Source organism: uncultured Roseobacter sp. (assembly GCF_947501835.1).
Lineage (GTDB): Bacteria > Pseudomonadota > Alphaproteobacteria > Rhodobacterales > Rhodobacteraceae > Roseobacter.
Window position 1 is genome coordinate 294,095 of record NZ_CANMXR010000002.1, and the last position, 22,092, is coordinate 316,186.

Annotated in this window: 21 protein-coding genes; 11 read left to right on the forward strand and 10 right to left on the reverse strand. The window is 58.2% G+C overall.

Annotated elements, in window-relative coordinates; all coding sequences use genetic code 11:
• The first annotated feature begins 36 nt into the window (after positions 1–36).
• On the forward strand, positions 37–636 hold the full coding sequence (locus tag Q1A20_RS05280) for a TIGR04282 family arsenosugar biosynthesis glycosyltransferase (protein WP_299401275.1): 600 nt from the start codon (positions 37–39) through the stop codon (positions 634–636).
• Positions 637–641: 5 nt separating this feature from the next.
• Positions 642–2,897: a ribonuclease R gene (rnr, locus tag Q1A20_RS05285; protein ID WP_299916229.1), complete on the forward strand. Its 2,256-nt coding sequence runs from the start codon at positions 642–644 to the stop codon at positions 2,895–2,897.
• Here rnr and Q1A20_RS05290 read toward each other — a convergent pair.
• Complete coding sequence (locus Q1A20_RS05290; protein ID WP_299401270.1) at positions 2,878–3,585, reverse strand: glutathione S-transferase family protein; 708 nt, start codon at positions 3,583–3,585, stop codon at positions 2,878–2,880. The two genes, rnr and Q1A20_RS05290, sit on opposite strands and share 20 nt — an antisense overlap.
• A 79-nt stretch (positions 3,586–3,664) precedes the next feature.
• Between Q1A20_RS05290 and Q1A20_RS05295 the strand changes: the two genes are divergently transcribed.
• A complete protein-coding gene (locus Q1A20_RS05295; RefSeq protein WP_299916232.1) occupies positions 3,665–4,384 on the forward strand; it encodes a YafY family protein in 720 nt (239 codons plus the stop codon).
• 69 nt (positions 4,385–4,453) lie between these two features.
• Positions 4,454–5,797 (forward strand): lytic murein transglycosylase, encoded by a 1,344-nt coding sequence (locus tag Q1A20_RS05300; RefSeq protein WP_299916234.1) that lies wholly within the window; start codon positions 4,454–4,456, stop codon positions 5,795–5,797.
• Positions 5,798–5,873: 76 nt separating this feature from the next.
• Here the strand turns inward: Q1A20_RS05300 and Q1A20_RS05305 are convergent, their stop codons facing one another.
• The 7 genes from Q1A20_RS05305 to Q1A20_RS05335 all read right to left on the reverse strand — a co-directional run bounded on the left by Q1A20_RS05305 (position 5,874) and on the right by Q1A20_RS05335 (position 13,787).
• Positions 5,874–7,052 carry an ABC transporter permease gene (locus Q1A20_RS05305; protein WP_299401261.1) on the reverse strand — a complete coding sequence of 393 codons (1,179 nt, stop codon included), beginning with the start codon at positions 7,050–7,052 and terminating at the stop codon, positions 5,874–5,876.
• 3 nt (positions 7,053–7,055) lie between these two features.
• Positions 7,056–8,696, reverse strand: a complete 1,641-nt coding sequence (locus tag Q1A20_RS05310) for an ABC transporter permease (RefSeq protein ID WP_299916236.1) — start codon at positions 8,694–8,696, stop codon at positions 7,056–7,058.
• The gene (locus tag Q1A20_RS05315) at positions 8,697–8,984 is read right to left on the reverse strand and encodes a DUF1330 domain-containing protein (protein WP_299401256.1); all 288 of its coding nucleotides are present in this window, start codon (positions 8,982–8,984) and stop codon (positions 8,697–8,699) included. It lies immediately after the preceding gene.
• A 71-nt stretch (positions 8,985–9,055) separates the two neighbouring features.
• On the reverse strand, positions 9,056–10,168 hold the full coding sequence (locus tag Q1A20_RS05320) for an extracellular solute-binding protein (protein ID WP_299401255.1): 1,113 nt from the start codon (positions 10,166–10,168) through the stop codon (positions 9,056–9,058).
• 118 nt (positions 10,169–10,286) lie between these two features.
• Positions 10,287–11,387 (reverse strand): ABC transporter ATP-binding protein, encoded by a 1,101-nt coding sequence (locus tag Q1A20_RS05325; protein ID WP_299401252.1) that lies wholly within the window; start codon positions 11,385–11,387, stop codon positions 10,287–10,289.
• A 226-nt stretch (positions 11,388–11,613) separates the two neighbouring features.
• Positions 11,614–13,011 carry an aspartate aminotransferase family protein gene (locus Q1A20_RS05330; protein WP_299916239.1) on the reverse strand — a complete coding sequence of 466 codons (1,398 nt, stop codon included), beginning with the start codon at positions 13,009–13,011 and terminating at the stop codon, positions 11,614–11,616.
• Positions 13,012–13,097: 86 nt separating this feature from the next.
• On the reverse strand, positions 13,098–13,787 hold the full coding sequence (locus Q1A20_RS05335; RefSeq protein WP_299916241.1) for a GntR family transcriptional regulator: 690 nt from the start codon (positions 13,785–13,787) through the stop codon (positions 13,098–13,100).
• Between the two features lie 153 nt (positions 13,788–13,940).
• Between Q1A20_RS05335 and Q1A20_RS05340 the strand changes: the two genes are divergently transcribed.
• The 5 genes from Q1A20_RS05340 (at position 13,941) to Q1A20_RS05360 (ending at position 19,273) form a co-directional block, all read left to right on the forward strand.
• Positions 13,941–15,023, forward strand: coding sequence for a polyamine ABC transporter substrate-binding protein (locus Q1A20_RS05340; RefSeq protein WP_299916243.1), 1,083 nt, complete (start codon positions 13,941–13,943; stop codon positions 15,021–15,023).
• Positions 15,024–15,104: 81 nt separating this feature from the next.
• The gene (locus Q1A20_RS05345) at positions 15,105–16,232 is read left to right on the forward strand and encodes an ABC transporter ATP-binding protein (RefSeq protein ID WP_299401240.1); all 1,128 of its coding nucleotides are present in this window, start codon (positions 15,105–15,107) and stop codon (positions 16,230–16,232) included.
• 28 nt (positions 16,233–16,260) lie between these two features.
• Positions 16,261–17,136, forward strand: a complete 876-nt coding sequence (locus Q1A20_RS05350; protein ID WP_299401239.1) for an ABC transporter permease subunit — start codon at positions 16,261–16,263, stop codon at positions 17,134–17,136.
• Entirely contained in the window at positions 17,133–17,951 is an 819-nt protein-coding gene (locus Q1A20_RS05355; RefSeq protein ID WP_298968682.1) for an ABC transporter permease, read from the forward strand. The genes Q1A20_RS05350 and Q1A20_RS05355 overlap by 4 nt, the downstream gene beginning before the upstream one ends.
• Positions 17,948–19,273: an FAD-binding oxidoreductase gene (locus Q1A20_RS05360; protein WP_299401238.1), complete on the forward strand. Its 1,326-nt coding sequence runs from the start codon at positions 17,948–17,950 to the stop codon at positions 19,271–19,273. Before Q1A20_RS05355 ends, Q1A20_RS05360 begins: the two co-directional genes overlap by 4 nt.
• Positions 19,274–19,282: 9 nt before the next feature.
• Here the strand turns inward: Q1A20_RS05360 and Q1A20_RS05365 are convergent, their stop codons facing one another.
• Positions 19,283–19,948: a flagellar hook capping FlgD N-terminal domain-containing protein gene (locus tag Q1A20_RS05365; RefSeq protein WP_299401235.1), complete on the reverse strand. Its 666-nt coding sequence runs from the start codon at positions 19,946–19,948 to the stop codon at positions 19,283–19,285.
• A gap of 11 nt (positions 19,949–19,959) precedes the next feature.
• On the reverse strand, positions 19,960–21,306 hold the full coding sequence (locus Q1A20_RS05370) for a flagellar hook-length control protein FliK (RefSeq protein ID WP_299916246.1): 1,347 nt from the start codon (positions 21,304–21,306) through the stop codon (positions 19,960–19,962).
• Positions 21,307–21,422: 116 nt separating this feature from the next.
• Here Q1A20_RS05370 and Q1A20_RS05375 point away from each other — a divergent pair, with 116 nt between their 5' ends.
• On the forward strand, positions 21,423–21,701 hold the full coding sequence (locus Q1A20_RS05375; RefSeq protein ID WP_299403155.1) for a rod-binding protein: 279 nt from the start codon (positions 21,423–21,425) through the stop codon (positions 21,699–21,701).
• Positions 21,691–22,050 (forward strand): flagellar export chaperone FlgN, encoded by a 360-nt coding sequence (gene flgN, locus Q1A20_RS05380; protein WP_299401231.1) that lies wholly within the window; start codon positions 21,691–21,693, stop codon positions 22,048–22,050. Before Q1A20_RS05375 ends, flgN begins: the two co-directional genes overlap by 11 nt.
• The last annotated feature ends 42 nt before the right edge of the window (positions 22,051–22,092 follow it).

Here is a 22,092-nt window from a genome sequence, read left to right on the forward strand (position 1 = left end):
CCTACCGCGCATGGTTTTTGTCAAGGAGCAGGATTTGTGAAACCCACCCTCGTGGTGATGTTGAAGGAGCCGCATCCCGGTCGGGTCAAGACGCGTCTGGGCAAGGACATCGGCATGGTTGCCGCTGCCTGGTGGTTTCGCCATCAAACGCGACATTTGATCAGCAGGGTGCAGGACCCACGCTGGCGCGTCATTCTGGCCGTCAGTCCGGATGCCGAAGGATTAAGGAGCCGGGTCTGGCCCGCGCATCTTGGGCGGATGCCGCAGGGGCGGGGTGATCTGGGCGACCGCATGAAACGCGCCTTGTCGCTGCCGACCGCTGGCCCCGTCTGCATCATCGGGTCGGATATTCCTGACATTGACCGGAAACAGATTGCCCGCGCCTTCCGGGCTTTGGGGCCGTCTGACGCGGTTTTTGGCCCCGCACCGGATGGCGGATACTGGCTTATCGGATTGAAGCGGATGCAGGGGGTATCGCCCCGGCTTTTTGAGGGCGTGCGCTGGTCAAGCGAGCATGCATTGGCCGATACCGCCGCCAGCTTGCCGACAAATCGCATCGCATATGTGGATCGTCTGCGGGATGTGGACACGCTGGACGATTTGCGCATGACGGCGCCCGGAGCGCATGTTACCTGAGGACCATGACCCGCATCCCCACAAAATCTGAAATTCTGGACTGGATCAGCGAAAATCCGTCGCTGACCGCCAAACGCGACATCGCCAAGGCCTTTGGCATCAAGGGGGCCGCGCGGATCGATCTCAAGCGGGTTCTCAAGGAGCTCGAAGCGGACGGCCATCTGGAAAAGCGCAACCGCAGCTATCAGGACCCTGACAGGCTGCCGCCGGTAAGCGTTTTGCAGGTGACCGGTCCGGACAGGGACGGGGATCTTTATGCCAAGCCGATGGAATGGCAGGGCGAGGGGGTGGAACCGGTTGTGCTGGTGGTCCCGCGCGCCTCTGACCCGGCTTTGGGGGCGGGCGACAGAATTCTGGCGCGGCTGACGCTGATCAAGGGCGAAGATCATCACTACGAAGCGCGGCTGATCCGACGCATTGGCACGAACCCGCGCCGCGTGCTGGGTGTGTTTCGCAAAACGGCCGAGGGCGGGCGCATTCTGCCGATCGACAAAGGGTCCGACAAGGAATGGCATGTGGCCAGCGATGCGACCCACGGCTCCAAGGACGGCGAGTTGGTCGAGGCCGAGCAGGCCGGGCCGAAGGGACGCATGGGCCTGCCGCGCGCGCGGATTGTCGAGCGGCTTGGCGATCCGTCAGCGGCCAAGGCGGTGTCGCTCATTGCGATCCACCAGCACGGGATCCCTGACGCTTTCCCTGATGAGGTGATCGCGGAGGCGGATCGCGCCAAACCCGTGACCCTGAAAGGTCGCGAGGACCTGCGGGACCTGCCCCTGATCACAATTGACCCATCCGATGCGCGGGACCATGACGACGCTTGCTACGCGCATGCGGATGAGGACCCGAACAACGCCGGTGGGCATGTCGTCTGGGTCGCGATTGCGGATGTGGCGGCCTATGTGACGCCCGGTTCTGCGCTGGACCGCGAAGCGCGCAAGCGTGGCAATTCCACCTACTTCCCGGACCGCGTGGTGCCGATGCTGCCCGACCGGCTGTCGGGTGATCTGTGTTCGCTGCACGAAGGGGTGCCAAGGGCCTGTATCGCGGTGCGCATGCAACTGGACGCGTCTGGCAATAAGCTCTCGCATAGGTTTCATCGCGGGCTGATGCGGTCGCCAGCCTCTCTGCACTACGAAGAAGTGCAGCAAGCCATTGATGGTCACCCAAATGACCGCTGTGACCCCTTGTTAGAGCCTGTTTTAAAACCGCTCTATGCCGCCTACGAGGCGTTGGTGTCGGCTCGGGAGCGACGCCAGCCGCTTGATCTGGACCTGCCAGAGCGCCGTATTGAGCTGGCCGATGACGGCACGGTGACATCGGTGAATTTCAAGGAACGGCTGGACGCGCACCGGCTGATCGAGGAATTCATGGTGCTGGCCAATGTGGCGGCGGCAGAGACGCTGATCGCCAAGAAAATCCCGCTGCTTTTCCGGGTGCACGAAGAACCAAGCCCCGAAAAACTGGACGCGCTGCGTGAAACCGCGCAAGCCAGTGGCTTCAACCTTGCAAAAGGTCAGGTGCTCAAGACCGCACATCTGAACCGCCTGCTGAACGCGGCGGCAGGATCGGATGAGGCTGAATTGATCAACATGTCGACGCTACGCTCGATGACACAGGCCTATTATGGCGCGCAGAATCTGGGTCATTTCGGCCTGGCACTGGCGCGCTATGCGCATTTCACCTCGCCGATCCGGCGCTATTCCGATCTGATCGTGCACCGGGCTTTGATCGCGGCGCACGGCTGGGGCAAGGATGGGTTGCGCCCCGAAGACTATGATGAGCTCGACAGCATCGGCGAGCATATCTCTGACACGGAACGGCGCTCGATGATCGCGGAGCGGGATACCACCGACCGCTATATGGCGTCCTATCTGAGCGAGCGGGTGGGCAATGAATTCACCGGGCGTATCAGTGGCATCGCAAGGTTCGGCGTTTTCGTGAAACTGGACGAAACCGGCGCGGACGGATTGATTCCGATGCGCTCCATCGGGCGCGAATACTTCCACTATGACGCTGAGGCGGGCACCCTGATGGGATCTGACACCGGCATGATGATCAGCCTGGGCCAGCGGGTCACCGCACGCCTGGCGGAGGCAGCGCCAGTGACCGGTGGCATTGCGCTGGAACTTCTGGCGCTGGACGGCGACGCGATCCCGCAAGGCCGCAGATCACCAGCCGGACGCACGCCCAGACGCCGGGGCGTTAAGGCGAAACGCAAAGCCGATAAGACCAAGCGCAAGGTCAAGCGCAGCCGCCGGTAGGCAGCATTTCTTCGACGCGGCTGATGTAGCCCATAAGGATCGCGTTTTCCTTGATCCGGGATGCGAGTGCGGTTTCTCCCGGGCTTGCGATGATGGCGCTCAGCATCGGCCCAACGGAGGCGTCTGCTGCAGTGGGCCTGTTACCGAAGAGGAAGTGATTTTGCCACAACCGCGTGACCAGCGCCTCCAAATCAGGCTCTAACCGGGCCAATCGTTGCTCCGGTGTGAACCGGCCAAGGCCCTGCACCTGCATCGCGGCGAGCAGATTTCTCCGGATCTTGTTCGCTACCATGCCCCGGATCAGCTTCGGCACGGAGGCGAAATAGGTATCGCGGACTTCGGGCCAGATATCGTCATTGCCCCATCGGTCCAGCACGATATGGAAATAGATGTGTTCTTCTGCCATGCGGATGAAGGCGCGCGACGTCGATTTATCCAGTTCTGAGAGACCTTCATCAAAGGTGGCTCCCTGCGCTTCGAGGTAGGCGCGGATCATATCGCTGTCGGCGATCAGCTGATCCTCGGCGCGGATGACGGGCAGTTTCTTGTAGGGCATCATGCGCGGATCGAGCGTGTTTTCACGTTTCCAGTGCTGGCCAGAGAGTTTCAGCAGATGTGCTGCTTTGATACAAAAGGGGCTGCCGGAAAACTGACCAAAGGCGGGCGGGTAGGTAAGCAGTGTGATCATGGTGTGCTCCTTTGTTGTTCGTCGGAAACTACACGTAGCTCCTGTCAATTTCTGTCAGCACTTGTGATAGGGTGAGGTCATGAGCCGAACACACCGCCTGTTCCAGATGATGCAAACCTTGCGCCGCTTGCCGCCACCCGTCACGGCGACGCAGCTATCGGGTGAGATGCATATGTCGGAGCGTACGATCTATCGCGACATTGACGCCTTGCGCAGCATGGGCGCGGTGATCGACGGCGAGGCGGGCTTTGGCTACACCCTGATTGAGGACGCGGCCTTACCGCCGCTGGGGTTCGAAGATGACGAGCTGGAAGCCCTGGTTCTGGGTCTTCGGGATGTGGCTGTGATTGGCGATCCGGCACTGGCCAAGGCCGCGCGATCTGCTTTGGCCAAAATCAAGGCGCGGGTGCCGCCGCGGCAGGCGCACCGGCTGCAGCACGCAGTTCTGGATGCACATCGATTCGTAAAAATGCCCAAGATCGAGATCGATGTCAGCGTTTTGCGCGCCGCCACCTGGGACGAGGTGAGCGTCACCTTTGACTATTGTGACCGGCAGGGTGCGGAAACGGTGCGACAGGTTGATCCGCTTGGGCTGGTCTATCTTGATAAGACCAATGTGCTGATGGCGTGGTGTCATCTGCGCAAGGATTTCCGCACCTTCCGGCTGGACCGCATGCGCAAGCTTGAGCGTACCGATCACAGTTTTCGCCCGCGTCGGGTCCCGATGCTGCGTGAACATTTGGAAATCATCCGCTGCCAAATCGAAGAATCGGCGATTGATCGCAAAACCCCTGATTGAATTCTTTTGAAAACGCCCGAGTCGCGCTACACTGCCGGAAAGAACAAAAGAGCAGCAGTAGGGCAAATCATGCGGTGGAAAACCTTGGGCTTGGTTGCTTTGGCAACCGGACTAATTGGCAATGACGTGAGCGCGTTTGGCACGACGCAATCCTTGAGACCTGTGATCCGACCAGGATCGGAGGTCCTGCCACAGGTGGAAAATGTGGCCGCGAGCGAGGTCATTGTGCGGCCCAAGCTGCGACCGTCCGATTTGGCTGGAGCGCCGATCCCGGCGGTGACGCAAGCCGCCTCCAACCCAGGATTTGAACGCTGGATCAAAGGGTTCGAGCGGCGCGCACGGGCGCAGGGCATTCGGAATGAGACGCTGCGGGCCGCCTTTAACGGCGTGCAATATGATCGCGATGTGATCCGGCGCGACCGCAATCAATCGGAGTTTACCAAGACGATCTGGGACTATCTGGACAGCGCGGCCTCCAACACCCGGATCGCGAATGGCAAGGCAGCGTTGAAGCGGCACCAAACGACGCTGGCGGCGATCGAGAAGCGCTATGGCGTGGAGAAAGAGGTTGTTGTTGCGGTATGGGGGCTGGAAAGCGCCTATGGGACCTATCGCGGTAAGAACGACATCGTCCAATCGCTGGCGACGCTGGCCTATGACGGCAGACGTGGCGCGTTTTTCGAAGAGCAATTGGTGGCGGCCCTGAAGATCCTGCAGAATGGCGATACCAGCCCGCGCAACATGACCGGTAGTTGGGCCGGTGCGATGGGTCACACGCAGTTCATCCCAACCTCCTACCTTGATTATGCGGTGGATTTCACCGGCGACGGGCGGCGCGATATCTGGGCGGATGATCCCACGGATGCGCTGGCGTCCACGGCGGCCTATCTCAAGAACTTCGGGTGGGTCAAAGGACAGCCCTGGGGTGTCGAGGTGCAATTGCCGGGTGGTTTTGACTATGCGCTGGCCAATCGCAAGATCACGAAATCACCCGGGCAATGGGCGCGTTTGGGCGTGGTGGGCACCAATGGGCGTGCGGTGCCGAACCATGGCAAGGCCTCGATCCTGTTGCCTGCGGGCGGGCAGGGGGCGGCCTTTATGATTTTCAAGAACTTCAGTGTGATCGAACGGTATAATACCGCGGACGCCTATGTGATTGGCGTCGGCCATTTGAGCGACCGGATCAAGGGTGGGCCCGCGATCAAGGCAAGCTGGCCGCGGGGCGACCGGGCGCTGACTTTCTCGGAGCGCAAGGAGATGCAGCAACGTCTGACGCGCGCGGGTTTCAGCACCCAGGGTGTGGATGGCAAGATCGGGCCAAAGACAATCGACGCGGTGCGCAATTACCAACGCAGTCAGGGGTTGGCGCCGGATGGGTATGCGTCGTTGAGCTTGTTGAAGCGATTGCGCTAGATATTTTGGTCCAATCCTGAAGGGGATTGGACGGCCTCCGGCGGGGATATTTTTGGCCAAGAGAAAGATGTGTCCGTCAGGCGGGGGACATCCCCCGAAGACGCTCAGAACGACGGCGGAGCAATTCGACGACAGTCAGCAAGGCAATCGATATGATCACGAGGATGGTGGCCACGGCGAGGATCGTTGGGCTGATCTGCTCGCGCAAGCCGGTGAACATCTGCCATGGCAGAGTTTTCTGACCGGCAGAGCCGACAAAGAGCACCACGACAACCTCATCGAAACTGGTGATGAAGGCGAAGAGCCCGCCGGAGATCACGCCGGGCAGAATGAGCGGCATCTGCACGCGGAAGAAAGTGGTCACCGGCCCCGCACCCATATTCGCTGCGGCCCGTGTGAGCGAGTTATCGAAGCCGACAAGCGTAGCCGTCACCGTGATGATGACGAAGGGAATGCCCAAGGCGGCATGCGCCAGCACCACGCCCATATAGGTGCCTTGCAGGCCAATGCGGCTGTAGAAAAAATACATGCCCGCGGCGGAGATGATCAGTGGCACGATCATCGGCGAGATCAGGATCGCCATGATGGCGCGGCGGAAGGGTACATGCTGTTGGCTGAGACCGATGGCGGCGAGTGTGCCGAAACTGACAGAAAGCAGCGTGGCCATAGGGGCGATTTTCACCGAATTTGCCAGCGCGCCCTGCCAGTCTGAATTGGTGAAAAAGTCCTCATAGTGTTTCAGCGAATAGCCTGTGGGATCGAAGCGGAGCATTTCCGGTGTGAAGGTGAAAAAATCCTGCGCGTTGAAGCTGAGCGGCATCACGACGAGAATGGGCGTGATCAGGAACACCAGGATCGCGCCGCAGATCACGCGGAAGGTATAGTGCCAGAGGACCTGCCCGGGGGTCAGATAGGGGGCTACATAGGCGCGGTATCGACCCTCGAAGAGCCAGAAGGTGAACCACCCGAAAAACCAGCCGAAAAGCGCACCGATGATGCCAGCGGCCAGCCCAGCCATGGCAAAGCCGGCAACTGCCAACAGGAGTGTCAGCGCCCAGCGGACCGGTTTTTCTGCTGTCACCAACTGGGTCATTGCAAAAGCCAGCGCGCCCATCAAGAGTGCGCCAACGACAACCCCGATCAGAGAACTGCCCTGGGCCGTGCCGACAAGGAGCCCGGCAAAGGCCCCCGCCGCCGCAACCATGGGAACGTAAAAGGAGACCGGGGTGCGGGAAATCGGTGTTAGTGCCGCCATGGGTCAGCCTCCCAGCTTCACGTTATCGATGCCGACGATCTTGTCGTAGGCCCAGTAGAGACCCAGCACGACCGCCAGCAGGATGGCCCCAAGTGCTGCGGCCAGACCCCAGTTCAGCGAGCTGGAGATGTGATAGGCGATCCGGTTGGAGATGAAGGTGCCCGTCGTGCCGCCGACCAGTTCCGGCGTGATGTAATAGCCAATGGACAGGATGAAGACGAGGATCGAGCCCGCCCCGATGCCGGGTACGGATTGCGGAAAATAGACCCGCCAGAAGGCCGTCCAATTCGTTGCCCCCAGCGATTTCGCGGCGCGCAGATAGCTTGGCGGGATGGTTTTCATCACCGAATAAAGCGGCAGGATCATGAAGGGCAGCAGGATATGTGTCATCGCGATGATCGTACCGGTCTGATTGTTGATCAGCGCCAGGCGACTGTCATCCGCGACCAGCCCGAGCCAGACCAGCGTGTCGTTGATCACCCCCTGTTGCTGCAGCATGACCTTCCATGCAGAGGTGCGCACCAGAAGCGAGGTCCAGAAGGGCAGCAGCACGAGGATCATCAGTAGGTTGGCGGTGCGCGCGGGCAGATTGGCCAAAATCCATGCGACCGGGTAGCCCAGCAAGATACAGCTGCCGGTGATGACGAGAGACATGAACAGCGTCCGGACAAAAAGCTTGATGTAAATCTGCTCGTTGTCGGGGCGCATTTCCGGCCCATCAGCGGATTTCTTCATGTCGACCGCGTTCAGAAAGTAGCCGGAGGTAAAATGCGGGCTATAGGTCTGAATGGTCTGCCAGACCTCGACGTCGTGCCAATCCTTGTCGATGTCGGCAAAGGCGGCAGTGGTATCGACGGTTTCAAAGGAGCCAACGGCGGCCATGGCTTCGAGCATCTCCGCAGCGCCGGTGCCGCCATAGGAAGACACATCCGGTTCTCTGCGCAGATCATCATAGAAAGTAGAGTAAACCAGCGCCCAAGGGTCTGTCTTGGTAAGGTTCCTTTCTCGCTCGTTCTGCACAAAATCCGCGAATATCTCGAAAACCTCCGCGGTTTTTGGAAGAAGCCCGACGATTTCCTCGCGGAGCTCAAACGCTGGTTGGACTGTCTCTGATTTCGGGTCCCAGGCATTCTGTGCGGCCAGCCACGCGTCCGACCCCATCAGCGCATTCCAGTTTTCAGCGTCCTTCCAAAAAGGGTTCAGATCCTCGAACTGGTCCTGGTAGACCTCTCCCATGTCTTCGACCTTGCGGCCCGATTTACGGAAGAGCGACGAAACACCTGTCAGCTCATAGTTCAGGCGTGATCCCAGACGCGTGTGCAGTTTGCGCTCCTGCGCGATGAAAACGTCGGTATAGAGCGCGTCAAACACCTCGGGCGGCGGGATGTCGCTCGCCGAGCTGTCCCAGTCTTTCAGCGCGGTGGTCGTGCGTGGCAGCGTGTCGGAGACGATCTGGTTTTCGACGGAGCGAAACAGCATATCTGCGATCGGCGCGATGAAGGTGACCAGCACAAAGATCAGCAGCGGTGCAATCAGCATCAGCGCCCGCAGCTTTTGACGCCGCAGTGCGCGGTTCAGGCTCGATTTGAGCGTCGTGCCGTCTGCGGCCATCATCGGGCCGGTGTTTTGCGCCGCGTCGGTCATTCAGGCACCTTCAACAACGATGATCGTGCTTTTTGCAGTGCGGTGCCGGATCTTCATGACTTCCTGATAGGCGGGGTCGTTGTAGGCGGCTTTTGCGGCTTCATAGGACGGAAATTCAATGGCGACATGCCGTTCGTAGCTTTCGCCCTCCATCACCTCCGACTGGCCGCCGCGGATGATGAAACGCCCCCCAAGCCCCTCCAGAATGGGCGTGTCCTTGATCACGTACTCCTTATAGGCTTCCGGATCGGTGACGGTGATATGGGCGAGGATGTAGCCTTTGGGCATGGTCTTTCCTTTGCTGGTTTGACGAGGGCCAATGCACGGCCCCCGCCGATGATATCAGTCCCTAAATGGGCTTATTGTGTCAGCCACGCCTGGAACTTCGCATCCAGATCGTCGCGATAATCCGCCCACCATTCGTAGTTGTTCACGAATGTATTTTCCGCGTTGTTGGGATCGGTCGGCATATGCGGCGCCATGTCGATGCCCAGTTCCGCGTGCTGACCGACCAGCGGTGCCGAGGACGCGCGTGCCGGGCCATAGCTGATGTATTTGGCCTGATCTGCGAGGCGCTGCGTGTCTGTGGACACTTTGAGGTAATCCATCACGCGGGCCAGACGATCATCCGACAGACCGGTGGGCACGATCCAGCCATCGAGATCGAACATCTGCCAGTCCCAGGCCATGCCAACCGGCTGACCCTGCTCCGCAATCACAGAGAACAGACGCCCGTTGAAGGTCGAGCCCATGAAGATCTCACCATCCGCAAGCAGTTGCGGTGTTTCCGCACCGGCAGACCACCAGATTGTCTGATCCTTGATGGTGTCGAGCTTGGCAAAGGCGCGGGCTTGCCCTTCTTCGGTTTCCAGCACGTCATAGACGTCTTCATAGGCCACGCCGTCGCAGAGCAGAGCCCATTCCATGTTGGCAATCGGGCGTTTGTTGAGCGCGCGTTTGCCCGGGTATTTCTCGATTTCGAAAACATCGCAGGCGGAGGTTGGCGGCTCTACACCCTCGGGCACCATGTCCGTGCGATAGCCGAAGGTGGTGGAGAACACGATCTGCGGGATGAAGCAATCCGATGCAATCGTATCGCCGAAATCGTCAGACGCCGATGTACCATCGGGCGCGGGCGCAAGCACCTCATCGTGGTCGATTTCCATCGCCAACCCCTCATCGCAGAGACGAATGGCGTCGGCGGCTTCCACATCCACCAGATCCCAGGTGATGTTACCCGCTTCGTTCATAGCGCGCAGTTTCGCAACAGCCTCAGGCGAGGATTCATCGTTGATGATGCTGATGCCGGTCGCCTCCATATAGGGGTCGTGGTAGGCTTTTTGCTGCGAGTTGGAATAAGCACCGCCCCAGCTGACGATGGTCATCTCATTGGCCATATGGCCGTCAGCGTTGGCCATGCCAGCCGCAACCGTTAGTGCGGTGGAGGCCAAAAGCGTCTTGGTCAGTTTCATTGATAGTCTCCCATTTGTGCGCCCGTTCATCGTCCGGAGGCAGGTGACAACGGGCTTGGTCGCCGCCTCTCTTTTGATCGCGCCCGTGAGGGGCACGACAGGTCACGCGCACCAGACTTCAGGCGTCCAATGCGCGGCAATCTTGCGGCAGCCAGCCAATCTCGATCTGCTGTCCCGGGGTCAGGCGCTCCACATCTGGGGCGTTCCGGGTCTTGATCACGAATTCATCGGTGCCCGCCACGCGCAGGCGCGTGCGAAAGATGTCACCCATGTAGATGAATTCCAGCACTTCGGCTTTCAGCGTATGGGCGTCCGCGCTCAACCGATCCTTGTTGTATTCTACCCGTTCGGGGCGGATCGAGACGCGCGTGCGATCCCCGGCCGCGGTGACATTGACCGGCTGGGCATCAATCAATTCACCGCCGTCCAACTGTATCAGGGCTGTGCCGCCCTTGATCTCTTTGACCTTGCCTTCGAGCGTATTGTTCTCGCCGATGAACTGCGCAACGAAGCTGTTTTCTGGTTCCTCGTAAAGCTTGTCCGGGGGTGCCAACTGCTGAATACGACCATCATCGAACACGGCAACCCGGTCGGACATGGTCAGCGCTTCGGTCTGGTCGTGGGTCACATAGACCACGGTGATGCCCAGATCATGCGCCAGATTTGTGATCTCGAATTGCAGCGTTTCACGCAGTTGTTTGTCCAGCGCACCCAGTGGTTCATCCATCAAAACCAGCTCAGGCTCGAACACCAGGGCGCGCGATAAGGCGATCCGCTGTTGTTGGCCGCCTGATAGCTGCGAGGGGCGCCGTCCGGCGAAATCCCCCATCTGCACCATATCGAGGGCGCGCATGATCTTGGCCTCGCGATCGGATTTACCCATCTTGCGCACTTCCAGCGGGAAGGAGAGGTTTTCGGCCACGGTCATATGCGGGAAAAGGGCATAGTTCTGAAACACCATGCCGATGCCGCGCTTGTGCGGTGGGATATTGTTGATCGACACCCCGTCCAGACGGATATCCCCGTGGGTGGCGGTCTCAAATCCGGCCAGCATCATCAGGCAGGTGGTTTTCCCGGACCCAGAGGGGCCAAGCATCGTCAGGAATTCACCTTTGGGCATCGAGAGGTTGAGGTCTTTGACGACGAGATTTTCGCCATCATAGCTTTTCTGCACACGTTCGAATTCCACGAACGCGTCTGCATTACTAGTGTCGGCCAAGAGTGGCTCCCCGTTATGTCCGGCGGTTTTCCGCACTGATTGTCGCAAACCTAACACCAAGCAGCCGATCAGGTGCAAGCGCTTAACTCTCTGCGAGCGGTATCATTTTGAATTCAAGGCGATTTGACTGAATGCGGCGCTGATATTGAGCCGACGTGCTGCAAATTTCTGCTATAGTGACAGAATTTCCGTCCAGCTCGCAGCGCAACGAATCGAGTGCCGGTCTTCAGTGGGCCGGTTTGAGCATGTCCTGCTCTTTTAACTGCGCATAGGTTTCATCCAGCGCGGTCTGGGCGCGGGTCATGAAGACATCGATATCCTCGGGTTCGATGATCAGAGGAGGAGAGATGATCATCCGATCCCCGACATGGCGCATCACCAGGTTGTTTGCAAAGCACCGCTCGCGGCACATGTACCCCACGGTGCCCGCGTCGGCGGCGAATTTCGCACGGCTCTCCTTATGCGGTGTAAGGGGCAGCGACGCCATCATCCCCTTGATCGACAGACCGCCGACCAATGGATGCTCGGCCAGCTTTTCCAGCCCTGCCTTCAGCGCCGGTGCGCCAACGGTTCGGACACGTTCGATGATGTCTTCTTCCTGTAGGATACGCAGGTTTTCCAGCGCAACGGCAGCGGCAACCGGGTGGCCGGAATAGGTATAGCCGTGATTGAATTCGGTGGCACCGATCACCTCTGCAACTTCGTTACAGACGATCGACCCGCCGATGGGCTGGTAGCCGGAACTCAATCCCTTGGCGATGGTCATGATATGCGGGCGGATGCCCATGGTCTGGCTGCCGAACCAGTTGCCCGTTCGGCCAAAACCACAGATCACTTCGTCGGCGATAAGAAGGATTTCGTAGGCGTCACAGATGCGCTGGATTTCAGGCCAATAACTGTCTGGCGGCACGACCACACCGCCCGCGCCCTGCACCGGTTCTGCGATGAAAGCGGCGACGTTTTCCTCGCCCAGTTCGAGGATTTTCGCTTCCAGTTCCTGCGCCCGGGCCAGACCAAAGGCTTCGGGCGTCATATCACCGCCTTCGGCCCACCAGTCGGGCTGGTTGATGTGATGAATGCCGGGGATCGGCATGCCACCCTGCGCGTGCATGTAGCTCATGCCACCCAGCGACCCGGACCCGACGGATGAGCCGTGATAGGCGTTTTTGCGGCTGATGATATGGGACTTGGCCGGGTGGCCCTTTTCGGCCCAATAGGTGCGCACCATCCGGATGTTGGTGTCATTCGCCTCCGATCCTGAACCGGCGAAAAACACGTGGTTCATGCCTTCCGGTGTCAGCTTGGAAATTTCCTGCGCCAGCGCAATAGCGGGGACATGCGTCGTCATGAAGAAGGTATTGTAGTAGGGCAATTCCATCATCTGGCGCGCCGCCACCTCGGCCATTTCCGGACGTCCGTACCCGATGTTCACACACCACAGACCCGCCATCCCGTCGAGGATCTGATTGCCCTCACTGTCGGTCAGGTAAACCCCTTTGGCCCGCGTGATGATGCGCGCACCTTTGTCGGCTAACTCGTCGTTCGTCGTGAAGGGGTGCATGTGATGCGCGGCGTCCAGCGCCTGCAGCTCGGCGGTCGGCATGTGATTTGTGATGGCGGGCATGAGGGTACCTGTGACATGGAAAATGACCGCGTGCGGTCTGTGGTTTCAGAATATGATCAAATTATTCGAAGTCAATCGAATCGGTTTCAAACCTCGGCAGCCTCTAGCGAGGCGCGAATTTGCAGCATTCCCTGGTGCACATCTTCCGCCATCGCCTGGGCAGCTGCATCTGCATCTCTGGCGGCAAGCGCAACGAGAAGGTCGGCATGTTTGTCCGGCAGGTTGAGGGTTCCGTATCTGCCGCAAACGACTCTGAGAGAGGGTGCAAACCGCAACCAGAGACTATCGACGGTGGCGCTTAGAATAGGTGCGCGCGCCGCCTCGTAGAGTATTGCATGGAAGCGATAATTTTGTGTCAGATAAGCGGGAATGTCGCCGCTTGAAATCGCCTTGTTCAGCGCGTTATCTTCAGTACGCAGATCGTCCAGTACCGCGTCATTCATATGTGCCGTCGCCAGGCGCGCCAGTTGTGGCTCCAAAGATTGACGCATGAAATCAAGCTGTTCGATGCAATCCGCCGTGAGTTGAGGCACGATGACACGGCGATTGCCCCGCATGCTCAGCGCACCATCCGAGATCAACCGGCGAATGGCCTCGCGGACAGGCGTCATGCCAGCACCAAGGTCCTCGACCAGACCCTGAATGGTGACGGCCTGACCCGGTGCCAGATCGCCGAACAGGATGCGCGTTCGAAGCTGTTCATAGACGTGCTGGTGGGCGGGCATTTTACCCTCTGCCTGCGGATCAGCAGGTGCTGGATTTCTGAGCATTTGCATGATCCGTCCTTCGCCTTCATCTTGAATACAAACCGCATCCCTTGCGCAGGGTGTGATCGCATGAAAGCATAAAGCATCTTGCCGAAGGAGGCAAAACTTGATCAAATTCGCCTGAACCGGGACAAACCCGGTCGATATCAACGGGAGTATGATATGAACAAGCTCATGCTGAGCAGCGCCGTTCTGGTGCTATCTACGTCGGCGGCGATCGCTGATGAAGTACGTGTTTACAACTGGTCAGATTACATTGACGAAGCGCTGCTGGAGAAGTTCGAAGCGGAAACCGGCATTGACCTGATCTATGACGTGTTCGACAGCAATGAAGTGCTGGAAACCAAGATGCTGGCGGGCGGTTCAGGATATGACGTTGTTGTGCCCACCGCGGATTTCCTGCAGCGCCAGATTTCGGCCGGGGCGTTCCAGAAACTTGATAAATCAAAGCTGCCGAACCTTGAAAACATGTGGGACGTTATTCAGGAACGCACTGACCAATACGACCCTGGCAACGAATACGCGATCAACTACATGTGGGGCACGACCGGTCTGGGCGTGAATGTGGGCAAGGTTCGAGAAGCGCTGGGGGAAGACGCGCCTCTGGACAGCATGGAACTGGTGCTGAACCCCGAAAACATGGAAAAGCTGGCGGCATGCGGCGTCTATTTCCTCGACGCGCCCACCGAAATCGTTCCGATGGTGCTTCAGTATCTGGGCGAGGACCCAAACAGCCAGGACCCTGATGTGATCGCGAAGGTCGAAGCACCATTGATGGCCGTCCGACCCTACATCAAGAAATTCCACAGTTCCGAATACATCAATGCGCTCGCCAATGGGGACATCTGCGTCGCCGTGGGATGGTCGGGCGACGTGCTGCAAGCGCGTGACCGTGCGGACGAGGCCGACAATGGCGTCGAAATCGCCTATAACGCCTTCGCCGAAGGGTCGTTGATGTGGTTTGACATGATGGCCGTCCCTGTCGATGCACCGAACCCCGAGGCTGCGCATGTCTTCCTGAACTTCATCATGGATGCGCAGAACATGGCGGATGCGTCGAACTATGTGTATTTCGCCAATGGCAACAAGGCATCGCAGGAACTGTTGGCCGAGGATGTGATTGGCGATCCCGCGATCTACCCGGATGCGGAAACCGTCAAAAACCTCTACACCTTCTCGCCCTATCCAGCGAAGGTGCAGCGTACGGTCACACGTCTCTGGACCAAGATCAAATCCGGAACCTGAACGGGTTACGAAATCGGGCGGGGCCAAGGCGCTCCGCCCTTTTTGCATTGGCCCACCAGTTGGGCGCACAAAGGACATGACGTGAATCAGACCGTCTTTGCCCCCTGGGATGATCCGGCAGAAAAGCCATTGATCCGCTTTGAAAATGTGACCAAGCGCTTTGGTGAATTCGTCGCGATCGATGACCTCACGCTCGATATTTTTGAAAAAGAATTTTTTGCGCTGTTGGGTCCGTCCGGCTGCGGCAAGACGACGATGATGCGGATGCTGGCGGGGTTTGAGACGCCGACCGAAGGGCGGATTGAACTGGCCGGGCAGGATATTGCGCCGGTGCCGCCCAACAAACGCGCGGTGAACATGATGTTCCAGTCCTACGCGTTGTTTCCACATTTGAGCGTTTATGAAAACATCGCCTTTGGGCTGCGGCGCGGCGATATGCCCAAAAACGATATCGATGATCGTGTGGGCGAGATGCTGAAGCTGACGCGGTTGGAAAAATTCGCGCGCCGCAAGCCACATCAGATTTCCGGCGGCCAGCGCCAGCGTGTGGCCCTCGCCCGCAGTCTCGCCAAGGCACCGAAACTGCTGCTGCTGGATGAGCCGCTGGGCGCGTTGGATGCCAAGTTACGTCAGGCCACGCAGTTCGAACTCATGGATATCCAGGAAAAGACCGGCACCACCTTTGTGATTGTCACCCATGACCAGGAGGAGGCGATGACGGTGGCCAGCCGCGTGGCCGTGATGGACGAAGGGCGGGTCATGCAAGTTGCCACGCCGGAACGTATCTATGAGGCCCCAAGCAGTGTCTATGTCGCTGATTTCATTGGCGATGTGAATATCGTTGGCGGGTCTGCGAAACCCTCGGGCGCGGGTCAATACCACGTCCATTGGGCGGAAGGGCAGGCACCTTTCATGGCCGCTTCTGATCGCGCCTTCAGCGACGGCCAAGCCTGCCATCTGGCGGTGCGGCCCGAGAAGATCGCAATCAGCGCCGAGCGTCCGTCTGATGCCGAAAATGCGGTGCAGGGCACGGTGCTCGACATCGCTTACCTGGGCAATCTGTCGACCTATCATGTCGAGCTGCCGGGCGGTCAGATCATCAAGGCGCAGACCGCAAACACGCAGCGTATTTCGCGCCGCAGTTTCACTTGGGAGGATCCGGTCTGGGTGTCCTGGACCGCCACGGCGGGGGTTTTGTTGGAGCAATGACGATGTCGCGCCACAAGAGAGCGTTCTGATGCAGCGGTTTGCGCTCATCGCAGTGCCCTATGCTTGGCTTTTGGCCTTGTTTCTTGTGCCCTTTGTCATCGTTTTCAAGATTTCGCTCTCCGATATTGCGCTGGCGATACCACCCTATACCCCAACGCTGGACGATGGGTTCGGGCCTTTTTTTGCAGCGCTCGATTTTGAGAATTTTGCTTTTCTGGCCTCCGATGATCTCTATTGGAAAGCCTACATCAGCTCCCTGCGGATCGCGCTCATCTCGACCATCCTGACATTGCTGGTCGGCTATCCCGTCGCCTACGCGATGGCCCGCGCGCCAGAAGAGTGGCGCCCGACGCTGATGATGCTGGTGATCCTGCCCTTCTGGACGTCTTTCCTGATCCGGGTCTATGCTTGGATGGGAATCTTGAGCCAGGAAGGGTTCCTGAACCAATTCCTGCTTTGGACTGGTCTCATTTCCGCGCCACTGACCATCCTTAACACCACCACGGCGGTCTATATTGGCATCATCTATACCTACGTTCCTTTCATGGTCCTGCCGATTTTTGCGGCCCTTGATCGGCTTGACGGATCATTGATTGAAGCCGCCGAAGATCTGGGGTGTTCCCGGTTTCAGGCGTTTTGGCTCGTAACCATTCCACTGTCGAAAAACGGCATCGTGGCGGGCAGTTTTCTGGTGTTCATCCCGGCATTGGGTGAATTTGTGATCCCGTCTCTGCTGGGTGGGTCCGGCACCCTGATGATCGGGAAAGTGCTGTGGGAAGAATTCTTCAACAACCGTGACTGGCCGGTCGCCAGCGCCGTGGCCGTCATCCTCCTCTTGATCCTGATCATTCCGATCATCCTGTTTCAACGCAACCAACAGCGGCAGGCGGAGGCGGATGCATGAACAGGCTCAGCTGGTTCAACGTCACCTCCCTCACGCTGGGGTTCGCATTTCTCTACCTGCCCATGGTCATACTGGTCATCTATTCGTTCAACGAAAGCAAACTGGTGACTGTCTGGGCCGGTTTCTCGACCAAATGGTACGGCGAATTACTTCAGAACGAAGCCTTCCTGGATGCTGCCTGGGTCACGGTGAAAGTGGCGGTTCTGTCGTCAACACTGGCCACTGTCCTTGGCACGATGGCGGCTTATGTCTTGGTCCGGGGGGGGCGGTTTCTAGGCCGCACGGTTTTTTCGGGGATGATCTATGCGCCGCTGGTCATGCCGGAAGTGATCACCGGGCTTTCCCTGCTGCTGCTTTTTATCGGGATTGGCCTGGATCGCGGCGTGTTGACGATTGTCCTCGCCCATACGACCTTTTCGATGTGCTATGTCTCGGTGGTGGTGTCGTCCCGGTTGATGACGTTTGACCGGTCCCTGGAAGAGGCGGCGCTTGATCTGGGATGCTCCAGTTTCATGGCCTTCAGGTTGGTGACCTTGCCAATCATCGCGCCCGCGGTCATTTCCGGATGGTTATTGGCCTTCACCTTGAGCCTGGATGACCTCGTCATCGCATCATTCACCGCAGGTCCCTCCGCCACGACCCTGCCAATCAAAATCTTCTCCGCCGTGCGGCTTGGCGTATCACCGGAAATCAATGCGCTGTCGACGATTATGATCGGGATCGTAACCGTTGGCGTGATCAGTGCATCCTTGATTTCGAAGCGTAACAGCCTGCGGCAGCAAAGAGACGAACAGGCCGCTGCTCGCACCGCATGAAACGGATTTTTTCCGACTATGCCTATGGCGCTGGCCCCCGCCAAACCTGTTGGTGGCCAGAGACTTGTGATGTTCCTGAGAGGCCAGCGCTTCAGGGCGCGCATCGTGCGGATGTCGCCATTATTGGCGGTGGATTTACGGGAATGTCGGCGGCGCTGCACTTGGCACAGGCGGGCGTCAAAACCATTTTACTAGAGACACATTTTCCAGGGTGGGGGGCCTCCGGTCGCAATGGCGGTTTTTGCTGCCTGGGCGGGGGTATGGTCGACAACCGATCTCTGGAAGCACGTTTCGGTCGCGAAGGCCGACGGGCATTCAGGCAAGCAGAACGCGCGGGTGTTGACTTGGTGGCGCAGCTCATTGACCGCTTGGGTCTGGATGTTGATCGTCATTCCGATGGCGAGACCGAACTGGCGCATCGCCCGAAGGATATGGTCGGCTTGCGCGCCCGGGCAGCAGAAATGCAGGGCGACTACGGGGTCACCGCCTGTATCATTGAGAAATCTGACCTCGCGGCTCATGGGATGGACGGTCCATTTTTCGGCGCCTTGACCACGCCGATTGGTTTTGGGCTCAATCCGCTGAAATACTTGACTGGGCTGGCGCGGGCTGCCGAAGAGGCAGGCGCCTCTGTTTTCCACAACAGTCAAGTACAGAACAGTGAGGCTGCACCTGATGGACAGTTGCTTACGTGTGAACTTGGGTCAGTGACTGCCAAACACGTGATCGTTGCGACGAACGGCTATTCCTCCGAAGACTTACCGAGTTGGCTGGCGGGACGCTACATGCCGGGACAGTCGAATGTCCTGGTCACCCGCCCCCTCTCGGATGAAGAAATTGCAAGGCAGGGCTGGTCCACCGCGCAGATGAGTTACGATACCCGCAACTTGCTGCATTATTTTCGTCTTATGCCGGACCGTAGATTTTTGTTCGGGATGCGTGGCGGGTTATCCGGCGGACTTTACGCAGATACCCGGGCCAGAGATCGTGTTCGTAGCGATTTCAAAGCGATGTTTCCCGCATGGTCACATGTTGAAACACCGCATGTCTGGTCAGGTATGGTGTGTCTGGCACGTCAAAGATTGCCGTTCATCGGCGCTGTACCCGGACGTCCTGGCTGGTGGGCTGGTATGTGTTACCATGGCAATGGCATTGCCATGGGCAGTTTTGGTGGAAAGCTGCTGGCTGAATTGGTGCAAGGTATTGCGCCGGATTTGTACCCCGAGGCTCTGCGCCAGCCCTTGCAAAAATTCCCGTTTGGCCGCGCCCGGCGGATCGTGATGCCGCCGCTTTATGTGGGCCTTATGCTGGCCGATAGATAGGCCGGGTTTCTATGCGGGTTCACGCAACGCCGTCACATCCGTTGTCGTCACGCTGACCCCGCCATCCAGTACCAGCATGGTTTCTTCGCCTTGTTTGCGGGCTTCGGTGATACGGGAATATGTCTCAGCAGGATTTGTGCCAATGGCCTGTCCAAGCAACCGGCTTTCCACTTTGAAGCTATATAGGCCAGCTTCAAACGGCGTGCCATCATCGGCCAGACCCGCCCATTCGACCGGTTCGGCCCCTGTAGGAATTTGTCGACGTTGCACTTCGTCACCATTGGCGTTGTAGGCAATCAAAACCGCCTGATCAGCGCCAGGCTCGGAGTTCGGCACAATGGTAACGGGCGATCCGTCAAAATTCACCGGCGACATCGTGCGCGCTTCCATGCCGATCCACCCGGCCATTTCTCCGATGCTTCCAGCCCCCATCTGTCCTGAGAGCGCTTGAAGCAGATCGTTTGACAGCACCTGCTGTTCGACCATCGAGAATTGAGCAAGCTGTGCCGCGTATTCTGATGAATCAATCGGTTCCAGCGGATCCTGGTACCGGGCCTGTGCGGTCAACATCTGCAAGAATGTTTCGAAATCAGAGGATAGCACGGCCGCTGATTGCGCGGATGCTGCTGCCGTCTGGCTCGTGGTCTGAGCCGCTTGCGAAGCTGTTACGTCCATGTCTTTTCTCCTTAAAGGCGCAGATCCACGCCTGTCGTGGCGCCGAGCTTGATCGGTGATTCCGTTTCAGGCGCGGCGTCGGATGTTATGGGGTGGGTGTTGCCTCGGGGGTTTCCGGCTTCATCATGGTTTTCGCCGTGCTCAGACTGTCCTTCGTTGAAGGCAAAGTTGATATTTGTGTAGCCCAACGCCTGAAATTCCCGGGCGAGCTGATCGATGTGCCGCCGCATAAGGTCGAGCGTTTCAGGTCTCTCCGCAAGAACGCTCACCGTGATACCGGATTCCGCAGCGGAAATACTGAGACGTACTCTGCCCAATTCTTCTGGATTCAAAGCCAGCTCAACCGGGCGATCTGGTAACCGCTGCAACACCTCGGCCATTTGGCGTCCGATCATGCCAGGCGTCTCCGGTCGCGCGAGCGTCTGCGCGAGGCTGGCCGGGGTCGTCGCGCGGGAATCCCAGTTGGTTGCCGCCTCGACATCGCCATTGATCACGAACGGAATGTCGGGATTGCCAGCATCCTGAGCCGCTGCAACTTGTGTCAGTGACGGGGCTGTCGCTGACGCCATTGAAGAAACTGCAGTGGGTGACGCCAGCTTTGACTTCTGATCTGTGCGCGCACTGACTTCAACAGCAGGTTTGACTTGCGCCTCAGTATCTCTTTTTGCGACGTCGTCCGACTTTCTCCCGGCATTCGGCGACACATCAATTTGCGCTTGAGATCCAGTCTGCGTTTGCGCCGAAGCCGCCACCTGAGCAGCTTTTGGCACATTCAAGTCTGCTTGTCGGTCTGCCTGAAGACTTGCTTTATTTGCTCGTTTGTCATCGAGCGGTAAATTCTCTGCTGGTCTTTTTTCCTGTGCAGTCGCGGACGCGATCTTTACCACATCCTCGTCACCGACTTGTTGTGTGCTCGGGATCGATTTGGTTTCATTTCCGACCTCGGTTGACTTTGCCGTTCTCTCTTCTTGCGTCAAAGCCACGCGTTGGGCGAAGGCCAGCTCGGTTGCTCCAACATTCGATTTCTGAACGGTATCTTTTTTCGACAGATGGTCATCTGCTGTAACTGCGGCCAGCTTACCGTCCTGCTGCTCCTCTTCTGGAAGTGCGTCAGGGGTCGCGGTTTCATCGGCTGATACGTCTGATTTTGCTGTGCTTTTTCCTTCCGAAGCATCGCCGGCGAGATCGCTTTTCTCTTTATCCGCGCGGGCAGCTTCATCTTCTGCCTCAGACGTATAGGTCGCATCAAAGTCGACTTCGGAGGAATCGTTTTCCCTACTTCTAGAAGACTCTTTGGTGGACGTATCGCCACTAGAGGTCACTTTTGTCGATGGTTGCAGCATAGGTATGTCAAGCACAGGCATCTCCGGGAGTTCTTCCGCGTTTCGCCGACCTTATGACATTCCTTGGTTACTGCATCTTTACCGATTGCGCGCATGCTAGCGAAAAATAGTTGCAATTGGAGATACTTGAAATGTCCGCAATTCCACCGATCACCGGATCCAATACTGCTGTAAGCCAGGACAAAGCATTGCGCGATGTCGCCGAGAAACTGGAGGCCAGTTTTCTGGCGGAAATGCTGAAATCCGCAGGTTTAGGCAAGACAAGCGATCATTTTGGCGGAGGCGCCGGAGAAGAGCAGTTCGGGTCTTTCCTGGTGCAGGAGCAAGCAATGCAAATGGTCAAGACCGGCGGGATCGGATTAAGCGAATCACTGTTTCAGGCACTGAAGGAGAAACAAAATGACGCATGAAGACTTTGAAGATGTAATCGACGCGCTGGACGATGTTCTCGAGGCGGAGCGTGAAGCCTTGTTGACCGGAAATCTGGACGAAGTTGGGCGGTTGCTGGAACGCAAAGAATCTCTGATTGATCAATTGTCGCAATTGGAGCTTGCCTCGCGGGAGCCTTTGGAAGCCCTAAATTCGAAGGTTGAGCGCAATCAGGCGCTGCTGGATCACGCTTTGGAAGGCATTAGATCCGTGGCTCGACGCTTGGCAGCCCTGCGCCGCGTGCGCAGTTCACTTGAGACATATGATGAAAAAGGCGCACGGCATACGATCGACGTGACGCCGGAAAGTAATGTAGAGAAACGCGCCTGAGGTGGCATTTGAATAAAAACCGAACGACTGGGCGCATTCGGT

Bases quoted from the DNA above. Each gene is read 5' to 3' on its own strand.
- Q1A20_RS05290 (WP_299401270.1), bottom strand. From the start codon at position 3,585: ATGATCACACTGCTTACCTACCCGCCCGCCTTTGGTCAGTTTTCCGGC.
- Q1A20_RS05320 (WP_299401255.1), bottom strand. From the start codon at position 10,168: ATGAAACTGACCAAGACGCTTTTGGCCTCCACCGCACTAACGGTTGCG.
- flgN (WP_299401231.1), top strand. From the start codon at position 21,691: ATGACGCATGAAGACTTTGAAGATGTAATCGACGCGCTGGACGATGTT.
- rnr (WP_299916229.1), top strand. From the start codon at position 642: ATGACCCGCATCCCCACAAAATCTGAAATTCTGGACTGGATCAGCGAA.
- Q1A20_RS05295 (WP_299916232.1), top strand. From the start codon at position 3,665: ATGAGCCGAACACACCGCCTGTTCCAGATGATGCAAACCTTGCGCCGC.
- Q1A20_RS05310 (WP_299916236.1), bottom strand. From the start codon at position 8,696: ATGACCGACGCGGCGCAAAACACCGGCCCGATGATGGCCGCAGACGGC.
- Q1A20_RS05340 (WP_299916243.1), top strand. From the start codon at position 13,941: ATGAACAAGCTCATGCTGAGCAGCGCCGTTCTGGTGCTATCTACGTCG.
- Q1A20_RS05365 (WP_299401235.1), bottom strand. From the start codon at position 19,948: ATGGACGTAACAGCTTCGCAAGCGGCTCAGACCACGAGCCAGACGGCA.
- Q1A20_RS05350 (WP_299401239.1), top strand. From the start codon at position 16,261: ATGCAGCGGTTTGCGCTCATCGCAGTGCCCTATGCTTGGCTTTTGGCC.
- Q1A20_RS05315 (WP_299401256.1), bottom strand. From the start codon at position 8,984: ATGCCCAAAGGCTACATCCTCGCCCATATCACCGTCACCGATCCGGAA.
- Q1A20_RS05375 (WP_299403155.1), top strand. From the start codon at position 21,423: ATGTCCGCAATTCCACCGATCACCGGATCCAATACTGCTGTAAGCCAG.
- Q1A20_RS05330 (WP_299916239.1), bottom strand. From the start codon at position 13,011: ATGCCCGCCATCACAAATCACATGCCGACCGCCGAGCTGCAGGCGCTG.
- Q1A20_RS05335 (WP_299916241.1), bottom strand. From the start codon at position 13,787: ATGCAAATGCTCAGAAATCCAGCACCTGCTGATCCGCAGGCAGAGGGT.
- Q1A20_RS05300 (WP_299916234.1), top strand. From the start codon at position 4,454: ATGCGGTGGAAAACCTTGGGCTTGGTTGCTTTGGCAACCGGACTAATT.
- Q1A20_RS05305 (WP_299401261.1), bottom strand. From the start codon at position 7,052: ATGGCGGCACTAACACCGATTTCCCGCACCCCGGTCTCCTTTTACGTT.
- Q1A20_RS05360 (WP_299401238.1), top strand. From the start codon at position 17,948: ATGAAACGGATTTTTTCCGACTATGCCTATGGCGCTGGCCCCCGCCAA.
- Q1A20_RS05355 (WP_298968682.1), top strand. From the start codon at position 17,133: ATGAACAGGCTCAGCTGGTTCAACGTCACCTCCCTCACGCTGGGGTTC.